The organism is Wenjunlia tyrosinilytica (assembly GCF_014646055.1).
GTDB lineage: Bacteria > Actinomycetota > Actinomycetes > Streptomycetales > Streptomycetaceae > Wenjunlia > Wenjunlia tyrosinilytica.
The window spans coordinates 66,393-82,483 of sequence record NZ_BMMS01000006.1; the positions used below are offsets into that span (position 1 = coordinate 66,393).

A 16,091-nucleotide genomic window follows, 5' to 3' on the forward strand; every position below is an offset into this window, starting at 1 on the left:
TTGGCGCTGAGTGACGATCTTGAGCAAGGAGGCCCTGGAGGTCCCTCTTTGCCGGCGGGGTCAGTCGCGACGTGGAGCAGGTCCGTCCGGACCTGCCCGCATTGTTCGTAGCGCGTTCAGTCGATCGCCGGTGCGCCCAAGCGCCGCCGGAGTGTGAGCGCGCTCCTCCCCTGACCAAATCCCTGAAAAGAGGACCGGCCATCATGGGTAAGCACTTAAGAAGACGAGCCCACATCACCACCGTTGCCCTGCCCCTCCTCGCCGTTGGCCTGACCCTGCTCGCCCTCGGAGAGTTCGACGCTCCGGCCTCGGCGCAGTATCGGTCCACGGTGCGGATCAACGAGATCGAGTCGGGCGGCGGCAGCCCCGGCGGCTGGGTCGAGCTCGTCAACACGGGAACCGCCGCGGTCGATGTGTCCGGGTGGATCGTGAAGGACGACGACGACTCCCACTCCTACAAGATCGGCAAGAACGAGTCGATCGCTCCCGGCGCGTTCCTGGCGCTGAACGTCGAGCCGTCGTTAGATCTGGGCAGTTCGGACGCGGCGCGGCTGTTCCGGGCGGACGGCTCCACCTTGGTGGACTCCCACACCTGGACCAACCAGGCCACCACCACTCTCGGGCGGTGCGCGGACGGTAAGGGCGCGTTCACCAAGACCACCGCCTCGACCAAGGGCGCGGCCAACGCCTGCGGCGGCGGGGGCGGTGACCCGACTTCCCGCACCACGCTGCCCGGCGGCGCGTCGGTAAGCGTCGCCGACGACTCGAACGTGTTCGGGGAGAACCTCAGCGGTCTGTCCTTCGAGAACGCGGACGTGCTGTGGGCGGTGCAGAACAGCCCGAGCAAGCTCTACCGGCTTGTGCCCAAAGGCGCGAACTGGCGTCCCGACAAGGCCGGCGGCTTTGGATCCGGCAAGACTCTGCGCTACGCGAACGGCAAGGGCGAGCCCGACGCCGAGGGCGTGGTTTTCACTCCCGACGGCCTGTTCGTCGCCACCGAGCGCGACGGCGACGGTTCCAGCCTGCCGAAGGTCCTGCGCTTCGATGCCTCCTCCAAGGCGTCCTCGCTGAAGGCGACCGCCGAGTGGGACCTCACCTCCGACCTGCCCGACCTGCCGGACAACGACGGACCCGAGGCCATCTCGTTCATCCCGGACTCGTTCCTGACCGCGCAGGGCTTCCGCGACGAGCGCACCGGCGCCGCCTACGACCCGGCCACCTACCCCGGCCACGGCAGCGGCTTGGTCTTCGTCGGCGTTGAGGACGACGGCAGCGTCCACGCCTACGCCCTCGACCAGTCCGGCGACGACTTCACCCCCGTCGCCACCATCACCAGCGGCTTTCCCGCCGTGATGGACCTGGAGTTCGAGCCCGCCACCGGACACCTGTGGGTGGCCTGCGACGACACCTGCCAGGGCCAGACCAAGACCTTCGACATCAACGCCAAGGGCAAGTTCGCCCTCACCCACACCTTCAACCGACCCGCCGGCATGCCCAACCTGAACAACGAGGGCCTCGCCTTCGCCCCCGAGACGGCATGCACGTCCGGCCGCAAGGAGGCCGTCTGGTCCGACGACGGCAACGACGGCGGCCACGCACTGCGCGCCGGCACCTTGAACTGCATCCCCTGACACCAGCAGGGCGGGGCGGCCTCCAGCCGCCCCGCCCTGGGTGCCGCAGGGACGTCGAAAGCCGTGGTCCGCGAGGACCACGGCCTTCGACCGTATCGACGCGCCCGGCCGGGGGCCGGGCCACCGCGACCCCACCGTCGCCGACTCGCCGCTGCACCTCGGCGTGCCGGGGGGCCTCCGGCCGGAGCCGTTCGTCTGTCGCCCGTGCCCGCCGTCCGCGTCCGGTGCGGCTCAACCGCTCTGCGCGGCCTCAACCGCCCAGCGCCAGGACCGTGTCCACGGAGTCGGCCTCCGCCGCCGTCTTGTCCTCCCTGTAGCGCAGGACTCGTGCGAAGCGCAGCGTCACCCCCGCCGGGTAGCGGGTGGAGCGCTGCAGTCCGTCGAAGGCCACCTCCACCACCAGCTCCGGCCGCACCCGGACCACCCAGCCGTCGTCGCTGACGGCGAGTTGGCGCAGGCGGTCGGTCTGCCAGGCCAGGAGCACGTCGGTGAGGCCCTTGAAGGTCTTGCCGAGCATGATGAAAGTGCCGTCCTCGGCCCGCGCGCCCAGATGGAGGTTGGACAGCTTCCCCGTGCGCCGCCCGTGGCCCCACTCCGCGGCCAGCACCACCAGGTCGAGGGTGTGCACGGGCTTGACCTTCAGCCAGGACGCCCCGCGGCGGCCCGCGCTGTAGGGCGCGTCCAGGGCCTTGACCATGACGCCCTCGTGGCCGCGCTCGAGGACGTCCGCGGCGAAGCTCCTCGCCGCCTCCCGGGTCCCCGGGTCCGCCGGATCCTGCGCCACGAGCCTGCGCACCCGGCGGGGATCGGGCGCCACCCGGGCCAGTTCGGCCCACCGCTCCTGGGTCGACAGCTCCAGCAGGTCTCGCCCGTCCACGGCGAGCAGGTCGAAGAAGACGGGCGACAGCGGCATGGACGCCCGGGCCTCCTCGACGCCTCGCCGTGAACCGACGCGGGAGGAGGTCTCCTGGAACGGCCGGGGCCGTCCCTGATCGTCCAGCGTGATGACCTCGCCGTCGAGGACGGCCCGGTCGACCGACAGCTCCCTGGCCGCGGCGACCACCTCCGGCAGGCGGCCGGTGATCTCGTCGAGGGTGCGGGTGTAGACGCGCACCTCGTCCCCGACGCGGTGCACCTGCACCCGGATGCCGTCGAGCTTCTCCTCGACGACGCAGGGTCCGAGCCGGTCCAGCGCCTCGTCCACGTCCTTCGCCGTCTGGGCGAGCATCGGCAGCACGGGCCTGCCGACCTCCAGCCGGAAGTCCGCAAGCGCCTCCGGGCCCCGGTCGAGCAGTGCCTCGGCCACCGCGCCCAGCGAACCGCCCAGCATCACCGCCCTGCGGACGTCCGCGGGAGCCGCGCCGACCGCCGCGGCCACGCCCTCCACGGCGAGCGCGTCCAGCGCGCCCTGGCGCAGTTCCCCGCCGATCAGCCGGAGCAGGAAGTCCTGCTCCTCCTCGGTGGCGGCGGACATCAGCTCCCCCACGAGCCGCCTGCGCTCGGCGGTGGCGCCTTTTCCGGACACGGCGGCGATGCGGCTCAGGGCCTCATGCACCTCCAGCACCGCCAGCCGCGGCTCGTCGGCGGGGGCCGGCCGCTCGCGCAGAGTGCTCCACCCGACCCCGGTCCGGCGCTGCGGCAGCCTTCCGGAGAGGTAGGTGATGACGACGGGAGCCTCCTCGGGCTCCACCTGCCGAAACAGCTCTGCGAGCAGGCCCGCCTTCTCCGACCGGGCAGAGGTGGCGGCCACCGCACGGGAGGTCCTGGCGAGCTCGGCAAGCAACATGCCCCCATCGTCCCCCACCGGCTCCGCCCCCGCCCGAAACCGCTCCCGCCCGTGACCGGCTCCGCCCGAAACCGCTCCCGCCCGAAACCGGCTCCGCCGGGGCTGGGCGGGTTGCCGTCGGGGGCTTCGACCCCGCCGGGAGTGGGACTTCCCGCCGCCTTTCCCGCCGGTTCGTCGCCCCGGACAGAGCTGCCGCTCGTACCGGGCGGACGCGTCCGTCCGGAGGAAAAAGCCGCGGCTCCCTCCCGAGCGGGAGCGGCATCCGCGACTCGGCCCACGGCCCGTCAGTTCCGGTTTCCGGGGCTGCTGGTAGCGCTGCGTCCGGTGCTCCCGACGCCCGCTCCCGCCACCCGCTCCGGAGCAGATGGTTGCTTATTGTGATCTTATCTCACCGTACGTGACCACTGTCCCCTGCGAAAGGCGCGCCGTCCCCGCGCGCCGTATCGCTGTGCCCCCGTGTCCCCACTCATGAGGAGCAGCACCATGTCCCGCGGAAGACTCTCCGCGGTGATCTCGGCATGCGCCGTGATCTCCGCGCTCACCACGACCACCCTCGTCTGCGCCACCCCCTCCTCCGCCCACGACCACGCCGGTCAGGAGGCCGCGACCCCGGCGGCCGGTCACCGTCCCGGCCATGCCGAGCCCGACGAGGCCGCCGTGCTCGGCAAGGAGCACGCCGAGGCGCACGCCAGGACCCGTGAGCAGGCCCAGGCCCTCGCCGACTACCCGCAGCCGACCCGTACCGCCCGCCTCAAGGCGCTCACCGAGTCCCAGGCCACCACCAACAAGAATTTCAACCCCAAGGACTCCGGCCAGTTCAGGGAGTACTTCCCCTCCCCGGACTTCGGGGCCCACATCGCCCAGCTGCCCACCGGCAAGGTCCTGCTGTTCTCCTTCGAGCGTGTCGAGACCGACCCCACCAAGGAGCCCGCCCCCACCAATGTGATCGGCCCCGAGAACGCCGGCCGCGCCTACCTGTGGGACCCGTCGAAGGGCACCGGCACGGCGGCGTTCACCAAGGTCACCCCGCCCTCCGTCGTGATGCCGGACGGCACCGGCACCGCGCGCCCCGCCCCCTTCTTCTGCGCCGGGCACGCCTTCCTGCCCAATGGGATGCTCGGCGTCTTCGGCGGCAACCTCGGCGGCAACGGCGGCACCGGCGCCAAGCTCTCGCTCGTCTTCGACCCGTGGACCGAGACCTGGTCGATGAACGAGGACATGTCCGTCGGGCGCTGGTACCCCTCCGTCGTCACCGGCGCCGACGGACGTCAGCTGATCATGTCGGGCCAGTCCGAGCTCGGCTGGGGCACCCCCACCCCCGTCGTCGAACGCTTCCCCGCGCTCAACCGCCCGGTCCCGACGAGCCCGACCGACACCCCGCGGTTCGTTCCCGTGGACCGCTTCAAGGTGGACGCCCCGTTCAAGACCGACTACCCGCACCTGTTCTCCCTGCGTGACGGGAAGATCTACGGGCTCGGCCGCGACTTCGACCAGCAGTGGCTCTTCGACCCGGTCAACGAGACCCGCGCCGACCTGCCCCCGCGCATCGACGGCACCAACCGCACCTATGGCTCCGCCGTGCCGCTGCCCGGCGGCTTCAGGGGCCCGGACTCCGTCCTCGTCCTCGGCGGCGACCGCAACGACCCGAACACCTACCAGCTCGTCTCGGGCAACAAGTGGAAGACCCAGGAGCCGAGGGCGTTCGGCCGCACCCAGGACGACACCCTCCTCATGCCCGACGGCAACCTTCTGACGGTCAATGGCGCCTTCGACATCCGCGACTACGGCAACGGCCCCTACAACCCCAACGCGGACCTGAAGTACCGCCAGATCGAGACCCGCGACGCCCAGGGCGACTGGAAGCTCGGCCCGGTCCAGCGCCTGCCCCGCGGCTACCACTCCAACGCCGTCGTGATGCCGGACGGACGGGTCATGATCACCGGAGACGAGCTCCAGCAGATCGCCAACGACCCGGACATCAAGGACGACATGAACGGCAGCATCGAGATCTACGAGCCCGCCTACCTGCACAACGGGGCCCGTCCCGACCTCGGCGCGGTGCCCATGGGGCCCCTCGCCCACGACGAGCGGTTCACCGTGTCCACCTCCTCCGCCCGGGACGTCAAACGGGCCGTCCTGCTGGCGCCCACGACCGCCACCCACTCGGTCAACACCAGCCAGCGGCACATCGAGCTGCGGATCAAGAACGTCGGCAGCGGGCAGCTGGAGCTCCAGGCCCCGCCCTCGTCCGCCGCGGCCCCTCCCGGCTACTACATGCTCTTCCTGCTCAACGAGGAGGGCGTGCCCAGCGTCGCCAAGTGGCTCTCCTTCGGCCCGGCGAGGAGCTAGCGCCATGGCGGGAGCGACCACCACGACGACAACCGGTCTGCCCCTGCGCGAGAGCAGGGAGATCCAGGGCGATGTGCTGGCCGGGTTCAAGAAGGACAACGTCCAGCTACTCCTGCTGAAGTTCGAGGACGAGCAGCGGGCGCGCACCTGGCTTCGCAGGCTCCGGCCCAGGATCGCCACGACCCGGCAGGTGGCGACCTTCAACGCCGCCTTCAGCGAGGCGCGCAAGCACTCCGGAGGCGACGACCCCAAGGCACTGAACGCGTTGTGGCGCAGCGTCAGCTTCACCTACGAGGGTCTGAGGATCCTGGCGGGCAAGGACCCGTTGCCCAATCCCCCCGGGGCGAGCACCCAGGAGGCATTCGTCCAGGGCCCTGCCCATCGGGCGGGAACGCTCGGTGACACGGGCGAGAACTCCCCGGAGAACTGGCTGTTCGGCAATGGCAAGGGACAGGTCGTCCACGCGGTGCTGACCATCGCCGCCGACCAGGCCAAGGACATGCGGGCGGCGCTGAGCCAGGAGCGCCAGGAGGCCGCCACGCACAAGATCGTGATCGTCTTCGAGCAGGACGGCACGACCCTGGAGGGAAGCCGCAGGGGCAAGGAGCACTTCGGCTTCAAGGACGGCATCAGCGAGCCGGCCGTGTTCGGCTTCGACGAGCCGGACCCGGACAACCCGGAGTACGAGAAGGGCAAGCCCGGCACCCGGCTCATCCCGCCGGGGGAGTTCGTCGTCGGCCTCGAACGGGTCGGCAACCGCCCCTCCGGCATGCCGCGGTGGGCGGAGAACGGCTCCTTCCAGGTGGTGCGCCGGCTCGCCCAGGACGTCCCGGGCTGGTGGGCGCAGGTCGGTGCGCGGCTCAAAGAGCTGAAGAACGCCAAGGCCGTGCCGCCGGAGGCCACGACCGAGTGGCTGGCCGCCCGCTTGGTCGGCCGCTGGCGCTCGGGCACTCCGGTGGCCAAGTGCCCGCACGCGGACATGCCCAGCGACGCGGAGGCGTGGTCGGACAACGACATCAGCTACCGCGACGACCCCGAGGGGGAGATCACTCCGCTGTTCTCCCACCTGCGCAAGACCAGCCCCAGGGACGGTCTGGTGCTCAAGCCCGGCGGGCCGTTCGTGCCGGAGAAGGGCGAGCTCGACGGCAGGCGGATCATGCGGCGCGGCATCCCCTACGGCCAGCCGTTCGACCCGGCGGCAGCGGACGCCAACGGCCCGGACGCGCCCCGCGGCCTGGTCTTCGTCTCCTACCAGTCCGACCTGGTCCGGCAGTTCGAGTTCATGCAGAAGGACTGGATCAACGACCCCGACTTCCCCCGGCGCGTCCCCTCGGTCGGCTCCGACCCCATGGTCGGCATCCCGACCGACGTGGACTTCAAGGGCAGGAAGCTGCGTTTCGAGCAGTTCGTGCGGACCGAGGGGGCGGTGTACGCGTTCACGCCGTCGCTGTCCACGCTCGACATGCTCGCCGACGGCAGGCTGGAGGAGGGCGGACCGGCGGGAGACCAGGTCGTCACCGCCCCGTTCACCCTCTGGGCAGCCGGTTCCGGCGGTTCGGGGGGCTCGGGCGGCGGGTACGGCTCCGGCTCCGCGCCGACCGACTCGATCGACGCGGGCAAGGCCAAGCTCGTCATGCGGCAGGACGGTGACCTCGTCGTCCTGGACGAGCGCGGGCAGGTCCGCTGGTCCTCCAACACCAAAGGGTCCGGCGGTGTCCGTGCCACCTTGCAGGAGGACGGCGACCTGGTCATCTTCAACAAGAGCGACGCTCCGCTGTGGAAGTCCCGCACCCATGGCAACCCGGGCGCCCGGCTGGTCGTCCAGACCGACGGCAATGTCGCGATCTACACCAGCGACGGCAATCTGATCTGGCAGACCGGCACGGCCCACTGACCCGGCCTGGCCCCGGGCTCCGGAGCGACCGCCCGCCGACGGGAGAGCCGTCGGCGGGCGGTCGCCTTCGTCGGACCGTCCTCAACCGTCCCGGTCGTTGACCACGAGGTCGAGCAGGCCCGGGAAGCGCCGGTCGAACTCCGGGCGGCGCAGCCGGTTGGTGCGCTTGCGGCCGATGTCCCGCTGCTCGACCACACCAGCGTCCCGCAGCACCGCGAAGTGATGGCTGAGCGCTGCCTTTCCCACCGGCACGTCGAACGAGCCGCAGGTGCGTTCCCACTCGTCCGAGGCGGCCAACTCGCGTACCAGCCGCAGCCGTACCGGGTCGGCGAGGGCGGCCAGCGCCGCTGTCAGCGCGACCTCGTCGGGGTGGGTGTGCGAGGGGGCGGCCCGGTGGCTCGGTCTGGTGGCGGCCGTCTCGGCCATGGCGCTCGCCTGCCTTCCCTGTGTCGCTGATCCGCTTGCGGACTGTTCGATGATATCCATACACTCTAATTGTTCGACGCTGATTGAACATACTCGGTGGAGGAGCCGCTATGCGTGCCGTTGTGATGGAGGACTTCGGTGACCCGGATGTGCTGAGGGTGGTGGAGATCGAGGCGCCCGAGCCGGATGCCGGAGAGGTGGCCATCGACGTCGACTACGCGGGCATCAGCTTCGCCGAGGTCAAGGCCCGTGCCAGGGGCGGCTACGGTGCACGCCCCTTCCACGTCCCCGGCTTCGAGGTGGGCGGACGGGTGCGCGCGATCGGCCGGGGCGCCGAGGGGCTGACGGTCGGCCAGCCCGTCGCGGCCTTCCTTCCGGGCGGCGGCTACTCCGAGGTCGCCCTGGCCTCCGCGGCCACCGTCTTCCCCCTGCCGGAAGGGGTCTCCACCCGCACGGGTGCCACCTTGCCGACGGTGCTGCCGACCGCTCACGCCCTCGTCCACGAGGTCGGCAGGCTCAGCCGGGGCGAGAGCGTGCTGGTGCAGGGCGCGGCCGGGGGTGTCGGCACGGCGGTCGCGCAGGTCGCCAAGGCGGCGGGCGCGGGAGCGGTGTACGGCGTGGTCTCCCGGGCCGACAAGGTCGACCACGCCCTCAAGCACGGCTACGACGAGGTGTTCGTCGGCGACCGCTTCTTCGAGGAGGTACGGCGGGTGACCCGCGGGCGGGGCGTCGACCTCGCCCTCGACCCCGTCGGTGGTCAGACCTTCTACCGCACCCTGGAGTCGGTGTCCCTGTACGGGCGGGTCGTCACCTACGGCAATGCCAGCTTCGCCGGACCCCTCCAGGTCGGACAGGCGGAGCTGTACCCGGGCGGCAGCCGGGCCGTCGCGGGATTCTCGATGATCGCGCTGGCCGCCACCCACCCCGCGGCCCTGCGGGAGCTCGCCGCCGCGTCGTTCCAACTGGTCGCGGACGGCGAGGTCTGCCTCCCGGTCACGGCGGAGTTCTCCCTGGAGGACGCCCCGCGCGCCCACCGGCTCATGGAGAGCCGCACTTCCACGGGCAAGCTCCTCCTGCGCGTCGCCGAGAGCTGACCCCGCCCTCCCGCGCATGGCACCGCGTGCCGCCGAGCGGCCCCCGATACCGAAGGTGAAGTATGGGGCAAGACCCAGTATCTCCTCGGTGTCCGGCGCGAACTGAGCATGGCTCAGCAGGCCCGGCGGCAGCGGTGATCCCTCGAGGGCACCGCGTGCCCGTCCACTGCCGCCCTGACCCGCCTCCCCTCGACGCAAATGAGTTGTCCCAGGTCAGGGCTGGAATGAACGGCTTCTCCGCCGTCGTTCCGAGCACCCCGGATCCCCCCGCCGAAGGCCGACGGGGGGGTGGTACAAGGCGCGCACAACAGGGGCTCGCGCTCGGCTCGTAAGGCGCGTGGGTGGCGCTTAGGCGCTGTTGTGGCCGGACATATGCGGGGGGAAGATGCCCCGGAGCCGGGAGCGCCGACCCGGTGCCTCGGGGGAGCAGAAAGAGGGGACAACGATGCCTCAGGGAACCGAACTCCACATACCTTTCCCACCCGGGATCAGTCCCGACCACGACGCCGCCCGCGAGCGCAATATCGCCTGGGTCCGTGACATGGGACTCGTCGGCAGTGACGAATCCATGGAGCGCTACCGCTCATGGAGGGTGGCGGAACTCGCCGCCCGCACCAACCCCCGTGCCACGGGGGACGACCTCGACCTCATCTGCGGGGTGCTGTCCCTCGCCTTCCTCTTCGACGACCAGTTCGACGGCCCTCTGGGGTGGCAGCCCGACCGCGCCTCCGGTGTGTGCGGCGCGATGATCTCCGTCATCGACGGTTCCCCCATCGCTCCCGAGTACGAGGGCACCCCGCTGGTGCGCTCCTGGAAGGACCTGTGGCAGCGGACCGTCCCCGGCATGTCGGACGACTGGCGCTCGCGCGCCGGCAGGAACTTCGCGGCCAACTACTCGGTCTACGTGCAGGAGGCCGAGAACCGCCACGGAGGCACCCCTCCGCCTCTCGATGTCTACCTGGACATGCGCCAAAAATCCGTCGACATGCACCCGCTGCTCGACATGGTCGAGCGAGTGGGGCACTTCGAGCTGACACCGGCCGAGTACTACAGCCCCCATGTCCAGGAGGTCCGGCGGATCGCCGCCGACGTGATCGCGTTCAACAACGACATCTCCTCCCTCGAGAAGGAGTCGATGCGCGGTGACCCGCACAATCTCGTCCTCGTGCTCATGCGTGAGATGCGGTGCTCGCAGCAGGACGCCATCCAGGAGATCAGCGCCATGGTCAGGACCCGGATCGAGCGGCTGAGGGTCCTGGAGTCCCAGTTCCAGCGGTCGCCCGCCGGAACCGGCCGTGCCGCCCTCCAACGCGATCACCGGGAGCTCTTCCTCGACGGCGTCCATGCCTGGATCCGCGGATGCTACGACTGGGAGGCCACCACGGACCGCTACGCCGTCCACACCGCCACCTCCGCCCATGAGCCCGGCTTCAGCGAGGACCTGATCAGTCCCCGCTGCCAGGTTCGTCGCTGAACCACCGCGCGACGGCCTTCCACCACGGCCTGCGCCGGGACGGAGGCCGGGACGGACGCGGGGACGGCATGCCGGCCGGCCCCGCCGGGGGCCCGCCCGGCGACCCGGGGACCGCAGTGGCGGTCACCAGCGGCGGCATCTGCGGCATGGACGCACGCATGGAACGCGGGGACCGCACCGGTGGCGCCTGCTCGGGAACGGGCATCGGGGACCGGGGCCCGAACTTCACCGGCAGCGCCGCCAGATGGCGGGTCCAAGTAGAAGAGCGCCAGGCCAGCTCGGACTCCGGGACCGCCAGCTCGACGTCCGGCAGCCGCGTCAGCAGGATGTCCACGGCCGTGTCGGTGATGGCCCGTGCCACATCCTGACCGGGGCACTCGTGGGGCCCTCCGCTGAACGACAGGTGGGCGCGGTTGCCGTGCATCGAGGCGCCGAGGTCCGGGCGGATGAGGGGGTCGACGTTCCCGGCGGCGAGGCCGAGCAGGAGCATGTCCCCGGACCTGATGTGCCGTCCGGCCAGTTCGCTGTCACCCGTGGCCCACCGCGCGGGGAGCACGACGGTCGGCGGCTCGTCCCACAGCACCTGCTCGACCGCGTCCTCGAGCGTCATCCGGACGCCCGCGAGCGACGCGCGGAAGCGGTGGTCGGTCAGCACCATCCGCACGGTGTTGGCGATCAGGCTGGTGGTGTTCTCGTTCGCGGCCAGCATCACGAGCCACAGGTGGTTGAGCACCTCGTCGTCGGAGAGCCCCGCGCGGTGCTCCATCAGCCACGACGCCAGATCGGCGCCGGGCTCCTCGTGCCTGCGGGCCACGAGCTGCCGCAGCGTGCTCCTGATGTACTCGTTGCCCTCGACCGCCTTCTCCGAGCCCTTGATCAGCTCGAGGGCGGCCTCCACGATCCGCGGCCCGTACTCCTCGGGCATCCCCAGCAGCTCGGTCAGCACGATCATGGGCAGCTGCTGGGCGTACTGGGTCAGCAGGTCGGCCCGGCCGTCCTCGCAGAAGCCGTCGATGATCTGGTTGGCGAAGCGGGTGACATGGCGCCGGATGCCCCGGCGGTCGAAGCGCCCGAGGCTGTCGATGACCGCCTCGCGCAGCCGCCGGTGCTCGTCCCCGTCCGCGGACACGCAGTCGGGACGCCAGCCGATCACCGGCAGGAGGGGCGAATCCTGGGGGACCCTGCCCTCACGCAGCTCGCGCCACCTGCGCGAGTCACGGGAGAACCGGGTGGGGGTGCGGACGACCTCGAGGATCTCCCGGTAGCCGAGGACCAGCCACGCCGGGATGTCCCCGGTGAGCAGGACCGGGGCCACTTCGCCGTGCTGGGCGCGCAGCCGGGCGTAGACGCCCATCGCATCGCTCTCGTGCTGCGGTCCGAACAACCGCACGGGTGCCTTGCCGTCGGTGTCCCACTGGTGGGCCGGGCAGCCGGGAGGGGGGCCGGCGGACAGCGGGCCGGGATGCGCCGCGGCGCCGCGCTGGGTGTGAAGGCGGATGTCGTCGGGGGGCAGGGCGTTCACTTCGGCTCCGGGGTGACGGCGAGGGAGTAGAGGTAGCGCATCAGCGTCATGAGCACGTCCCGGCTCGACGTCCTCTTGCGGGCGTCGCAGTCGAGCATGGGCACGGACTCGGGCAGGTCCAGGGCCGCCCTCAACTCCTCCATCGAGTGCACGGGGGCGCCGGGGAAGGTGTTGACGGCGACCACGAACGGGACACCGCGCTCCTCGAGGCGCCCGATCACGTCGAAGCTGACCTCCAGGCGGCGGGTGTCGACCAGGACCACGGCGCCCAGGGCTCCCTGGAACAGCCCGTTCCACAGGAACCAGAAGCGCTCCTGGCCGGGAGTGCCGAACAGGTACAGCACCAGCTGGTCGTTGATGCTGATCCGGCCGAAGTCCATGGCCACGGTGGTCGAGGTCTTGCGCTCCACACCGGCGGTGTCGTCGACGCCGACACCCGCCTGCGTCATCGTCTCCTCGGTGGTCAGCGGTCTGATCTCGCTCACCGAGCCGACCATCGTTGTCTTGCCGACCCCGAAGCCGCCGACGACCACTATCTTGACCGCGGCGGTGACCGAGGCGGGCAGGGTGTCCTCGCGGCTCGGACCCGTGTGCCGGTCAGAGCTTTTGCAGTCCATGCATCACCGCTTCCAATAGCTCGACGTCGGGCAGCGACGCGGGAGTGACGGGCGCGCGGGCCTCGACCCGCCCGTCCCCCAACAGGTCGGCGAGCAGCACCTTGACGACGCTGACCGGCAGGGCCAGGTATGCCGAGATCTCGGCGAGGGACAAGGGGTACTGGCACATCCGCACGATGGCGGAGTGCTCGGGCAGCATGTCCGGCTGCGGGGCGGACCGGGACACGATCAGCGAGACAAGGTCGAGCGGTGCCTGCTCGCTCGCGTCGCTGCGGCCGCCGGTGATGATGTACAGCCGCTCGGGCTGTTCTCCTTCGGACTTGTCCTCCGGTCCGCTCACGTGACCCGCCCGTCCACTCGCGGCGGGCTGTTGAGGTGGCCGCCGAGCCTGGCCACGAGATCTCGCATGCGCTGGCCCATCAGGCCCGCGTCCACTCCCTCGTCGGCCAGCACCGCCAGGTAGGCGCCCGTGCCGGCCGCCATCAGATAGAAGAAGCCGCCGCTCATCTCGATCACGACCAGGCGCATCCGCCCGTCACCGTGCGGGAGTTCGGACGCCACCGCCACCGAGAGGCTCTGCAGCCCGGCGCACGCGGCGGCGAGCCGGTCGGCGACGTCCTCGTCCGTTCCGTACTTCGCGATGCGCAGGCCGTCCGCGGACAGCACCACTACGTGACGGGTCTGGGGAACGCTCGTCGCGAGGTCCTTGAGCATCCAGTCCATGTCGGGCCGCTGTGTCACGGTTACTCACTCTCATCCAGTGGCCCGTCGCCATTGCGGCGGACGGGCCCGTCCGTCGGCGCCTCACCGGAAACACCGCTGTGGAAGGCGGCCAGCCAGATACCCGGCTGGACGGGAGGGTCGGCCGGTGCCGGCGTCTCGGGAGCGGTGACAGGGACGGCGGTGGGCGCGGGTGCGGAGCCCGCGCGGGCGGGGCGGGGCAGCGGAGCCGCGTTGCGGCGGCGGCGCCGCTGGGGCAGACCGTTGGCGGTGCGGCCGGCGATGACCGGCTCGTCCTCCTCCTGGTTCGCCACCGTGACCGACGCCGGTACGGGCATCGACACGAGTCCGGCTCCCGGGTAGGTGTCGGGCATGGGGGCCGTGGTGATCACGTCCCGGGGGACGACGAGCACGGCGCGGACGCCTCCGTAGGCGGAGGGCCGCAGCGACACCTGGAAGCGGTTCGACCGCACCAGGCGGCCGACCACGGCCAGACCGAGCCGGGGCGCCTCACCGAGGTCGGTCAGGTCCAGCCCGATCGAGGCCTGGGCCAGCACGCGTTCGGCCCGGTTCAGGGCCTCCTCGGTCAGGCCGACGCCGGCGTCCTCGATCTCCACGGCGATGCCGGACTGCACCTCGGTGGCCGTCAGATGCACACGGGTGTGCGGCGGCGAGTACCGGGTGGCGTTGTCCAGCAGCTCGGCGAGGGCGTGGATGAGCGGCTCGACGGTGGGACCGAGCACGGCGACGTTCGCGACCGAGTGCAGGTCCACCCGGCGGTAGTCGAGGATCCTCGACATCGCTCCGCGCAGCACGCTGAACAGGGTCACATTCTTCAGCCACTGCCGACCCGGCCGGGCGCCGCCGAGGACCGCGATGCTGTCCGCGAGGCGGCCGATCAGCGAGTTGCCGTGGTCGACGTGCAGGAGGTCGCCGAAGACCGCGGCGTCGTTGCCGTGCCGGTGCTGCATCTCCCGCAGGTCCTGGGCCTGCTGGTGGACGATGGCCTGCACACGGCGGGCGATGTTGACGAACGCCCGCTGCGCGGAGTCCCGGAGCTCCTCCTCCGCGACCACGGCATCCACGAAGGTGCGCACCACCCGCTGGTGCGCCGCCTGGAACTGCGAGTCGACCTCGAGCTCGGAGCAAGAGGCGCGCAGCACCTGCTCGGGGTGCTCTCCCCGCTGCAGCCGGGCCACCGCGTCCGGCAGCACGACCTCGGCCAGCCGGGCGGTCTCCGCCGCCTGGTTGGCGAGCAGGCGCCTGAACTCGGCCTCCTGCGCGGCACATCGGTGACGCAGAGCGGCATTGGTCCGGCCCCGGCGCACGGCCTCGGCCGACACGGCGGCCAGCAGCGCGACGGCCACCGCCCCGCACCAGGCGACGGGAGCGCGCGCCCCGGCGGAGACGACGGGCACGGCGAAGGCGGTGAAGACCGCCATGACGGCAGGGGGGAGCAGCCATATGCGAGCGGAAGCGGGCCGTTGGACTCCGGGTGACGATCCAGCGCGAACCATCTGCACCCTCAGAACAGTTGAATGGATGGAAGGACATGCGGGCTGCGGCGGCATCGGCGGGCCACCGGGCAGATACGTCGACCGCCCGGCCGCACCCGCGGGACCCCGTGTCGTAGCGGATGCGGGCAGCGTCGCGCGCCCGCGGACCCGAAGGCCGCGGACCACCGGGACCTGTGGACCCGCCCGGTCTGCGGCACCGGCCACAGCGAGCATGCGCATGGCGTAATCGCGTCAAGGCGCTGCGCCACAAGCCAGGAGCATAGACCGTTCCGCTTCGACCAAGAGGCCCGTCTCTCTGAATGATCGTTTTTTCAGGTGGAACGACTAGTAGAAAGATCATGTGTGCGAATTTCTAGTCGTTTCCCTGGTGTTGATGACCGCATCGATGACCGATGGTGTCGGGTGGTGGTCGGGAGGGGATATGACTTGATCATGTTCCGGCGTCAGGGGAGGGGGCGGCGATCATCCTCGAACTGCGCGCCGGTTGTGGATCGGTGTGGGCGCCGTCCGCAGACCGGTCTTCGGACGGCGCCCACGCTCGCTCTTCCGACGGTCAGCCCCGGGCGGGCAACTGCTGCACCGCCCAGGCGTTGCCGTCCGGGTCGCTGAAGAAGACGAACGAGCCCCAGGGGAACTCCTGGACCTCGCTGACCTCCACACCCCGCCCGGCGAGTTCCGCCCGTGCCGCCTCGATGTCCGCGACCACCAGCTGCAGGCCCTTGACCGAGCCGGGCGCGCTGTCGACGATCCCGGTCCCGAGCGCGATCGAGCAGGCGGAGCCGGACGGTGTGAGCTGCACGAAGCGGATCTCGTCGCTGACCTTGTGGTCGTGGTCGGCGTTGAAGCCCACCTTCTCCGTGTAGAAGGCCTTCGCCCTGTCCACATCGGAGACCGGCACCGCCACCAGCTCGAGCTTCCAGTCCATGACGCCTCTTCCCTTCCTCCGCCGCCGATCTCGCGAGATGGGCGCTGAGATCCGCTGACTTTCGCCGACTGAATTATTGGGTTCGCTGAGGAAGAGACTACGAGGCATTGCGGACAGCTCCGGTCCGCAATGCCGT

The 16,091-nt window shown here is 70.9% G+C and carries 13 protein-coding genes; 5 read left to right on the top strand and 8 right to left on the bottom strand.

Annotated features, from left to right (window positions below):
- Nucleotides 1-203 precede the first annotated feature (203 nt).
- Nucleotides 204-1,631, top strand: a complete 1,428-nt coding sequence (locus IEY86_RS08460; RefSeq protein ID WP_189130929.1) for a lamin tail domain-containing protein — start codon at nucleotides 204-206, stop codon at nucleotides 1,629-1,631.
- Nucleotides 1,632-1,881: 250 nt separating this feature from the next.
- Here the strand turns inward: IEY86_RS08460 and IEY86_RS08465 are convergent, their stop codons facing one another.
- Nucleotides 1,882-3,417, bottom strand: coding sequence for an ATP-dependent DNA ligase (locus tag IEY86_RS08465; RefSeq protein WP_189130930.1), 1,536 nt, complete (start codon nucleotides 3,415-3,417; stop codon nucleotides 1,882-1,884).
- 483 nt (nucleotides 3,418-3,900) lie between these two features.
- Here IEY86_RS08465 and IEY86_RS08470 point away from each other — a divergent pair, with 483 nt between their 5' ends.
- Both IEY86_RS08470 and IEY86_RS08475 read left to right on the top strand, forming a co-directional pair.
- Complete coding sequence (locus tag IEY86_RS08470; protein WP_189130931.1) at nucleotides 3,901-5,766, top strand: galactose oxidase early set domain-containing protein; 1,866 nt, start codon at nucleotides 3,901-3,903, stop codon at nucleotides 5,764-5,766.
- Nucleotides 5,767-5,770: 4 nt separating this feature from the next.
- Nucleotides 5,771-7,660, top strand: coding sequence for a Dyp-type peroxidase (locus IEY86_RS08475; protein WP_229698246.1), 1,890 nt, complete (start codon nucleotides 5,771-5,773; stop codon nucleotides 7,658-7,660).
- Nucleotides 7,661-7,741: 81 nt separating this feature from the next.
- Here IEY86_RS08475 and IEY86_RS08480 read toward each other — a convergent pair whose 3' ends face one another.
- Complete coding sequence (locus tag IEY86_RS08480) at nucleotides 7,742-8,086, bottom strand: ArsR/SmtB family transcription factor (protein WP_189131086.1); 345 nt, start codon at nucleotides 8,084-8,086, stop codon at nucleotides 7,742-7,744.
- Between the two features lie 110 nt (nucleotides 8,087-8,196).
- On the opposite strand from IEY86_RS08480, the gene IEY86_RS08485 reads away from it, so the two are divergent.
- Both IEY86_RS08485 and IEY86_RS08490 read left to right on the top strand, forming a co-directional pair.
- Nucleotides 8,197-9,180 (top strand): quinone oxidoreductase family protein, encoded by a 984-nt coding sequence (locus tag IEY86_RS08485; protein ID WP_189130932.1) that lies wholly within the window; start codon nucleotides 8,197-8,199, stop codon nucleotides 9,178-9,180.
- Nucleotides 9,181-9,625: 445 nt separating this feature from the next.
- On the top strand, nucleotides 9,626-10,654 hold the full coding sequence (locus IEY86_RS08490) for a terpene synthase family protein (RefSeq protein WP_189130933.1): 1,029 nt from the start codon (nucleotides 9,626-9,628) through the stop codon (nucleotides 10,652-10,654).
- Here IEY86_RS08490 and IEY86_RS08495 read toward each other — a convergent pair.
- The 6 genes from IEY86_RS08495 to IEY86_RS08520 form a co-directional block, all read right to left on the bottom strand.
- Nucleotides 10,626-12,176 carry a cytochrome P450 gene (locus IEY86_RS08495; RefSeq protein WP_373286976.1) on the bottom strand — a complete coding sequence of 517 codons (1,551 nt, stop codon included), beginning with the start codon at nucleotides 12,174-12,176 and terminating at the stop codon, nucleotides 10,626-10,628. The genes IEY86_RS08490 and IEY86_RS08495 overlap by 29 nt on opposite strands.
- Entirely contained in the window at nucleotides 12,173-12,793 is a 621-nt protein-coding gene (locus tag IEY86_RS08500) for a GTP-binding protein (RefSeq protein ID WP_189130934.1), read from the bottom strand. Before IEY86_RS08500 ends, IEY86_RS08495 begins: the two co-directional genes overlap by 4 nt.
- Nucleotides 12,774-13,133, bottom strand: a complete 360-nt coding sequence (locus IEY86_RS08505) for a DUF742 domain-containing protein (protein ID WP_189130935.1) — start codon at nucleotides 13,131-13,133, stop codon at nucleotides 12,774-12,776. Before IEY86_RS08505 ends, IEY86_RS08500 begins: the two co-directional genes overlap by 20 nt.
- Nucleotides 13,130-13,516: a roadblock/LC7 domain-containing protein gene (locus tag IEY86_RS08510; protein WP_189131088.1), complete on the bottom strand. Its 387-nt coding sequence runs from the start codon at nucleotides 13,514-13,516 to the stop codon at nucleotides 13,130-13,132. The genes IEY86_RS08505 and IEY86_RS08510 overlap by 4 nt, the downstream gene beginning before the upstream one ends.
- A gap of 20 nt (nucleotides 13,517-13,536) precedes the next feature.
- Nucleotides 13,537-15,030: a sensor histidine kinase gene (locus IEY86_RS08515; RefSeq protein WP_189131089.1), complete on the bottom strand. Its 1,494-nt coding sequence runs from the start codon at nucleotides 15,028-15,030 to the stop codon at nucleotides 13,537-13,539.
- A 553-nt stretch (nucleotides 15,031-15,583) separates the two neighbouring features.
- Nucleotides 15,584-15,955: a glyoxalase superfamily protein gene (locus IEY86_RS08520; protein ID WP_189130936.1), complete on the bottom strand. Its 372-nt coding sequence runs from the start codon at nucleotides 15,953-15,955 to the stop codon at nucleotides 15,584-15,586.
- Between the last annotated feature and the right edge of the window lie 136 nt (nucleotides 15,956-16,091).

Bases quoted from the DNA above. Each gene is read 5' to 3' on its own strand.
- IEY86_RS08460 (WP_189130929.1), top strand. From the start codon at position 204: ATGGGTAAGCACTTAAGAAGACGAGCCCACATCACCACCGTTGCCCTG.
- IEY86_RS08465 (WP_189130930.1), bottom strand. From the start codon at position 3,417: ATGTTGCTTGCCGAGCTCGCCAGGACCTCCCGTGCGGTGGCCGCCACC.
- IEY86_RS08470 (WP_189130931.1), top strand. From the start codon at position 3,901: ATGTCCCGCGGAAGACTCTCCGCGGTGATCTCGGCATGCGCCGTGATC.
- IEY86_RS08475 (WP_229698246.1), top strand. From the start codon at position 5,771: ATGGCGGGAGCGACCACCACGACGACAACCGGTCTGCCCCTGCGCGAG.
- IEY86_RS08480 (WP_189131086.1), bottom strand. From the start codon at position 8,086: ATGGCCGAGACGGCCGCCACCAGACCGAGCCACCGGGCCGCCCCCTCG.
- IEY86_RS08485 (WP_189130932.1), top strand. From the start codon at position 8,197: ATGCGTGCCGTTGTGATGGAGGACTTCGGTGACCCGGATGTGCTGAGG.
- IEY86_RS08490 (WP_189130933.1), top strand. From the start codon at position 9,626: ATGCCTCAGGGAACCGAACTCCACATACCTTTCCCACCCGGGATCAGT.
- IEY86_RS08500 (WP_189130934.1), bottom strand. From the start codon at position 12,793: ATGGACTGCAAAAGCTCTGACCGGCACACGGGTCCGAGCCGCGAGGAC.
- IEY86_RS08510 (WP_189131088.1), bottom strand. From the start codon at position 13,516: ATGGACTGGATGCTCAAGGACCTCGCGACGAGCGTTCCCCAGACCCGT.
- IEY86_RS08515 (WP_189131089.1), bottom strand. From the start codon at position 15,030: ATGGTTCGCGCTGGATCGTCACCCGGAGTCCAACGGCCCGCTTCCGCT.
- IEY86_RS08520 (WP_189130936.1), bottom strand. From the start codon at position 15,955: ATGGACTGGAAGCTCGAGCTGGTGGCGGTGCCGGTCTCCGATGTGGAC.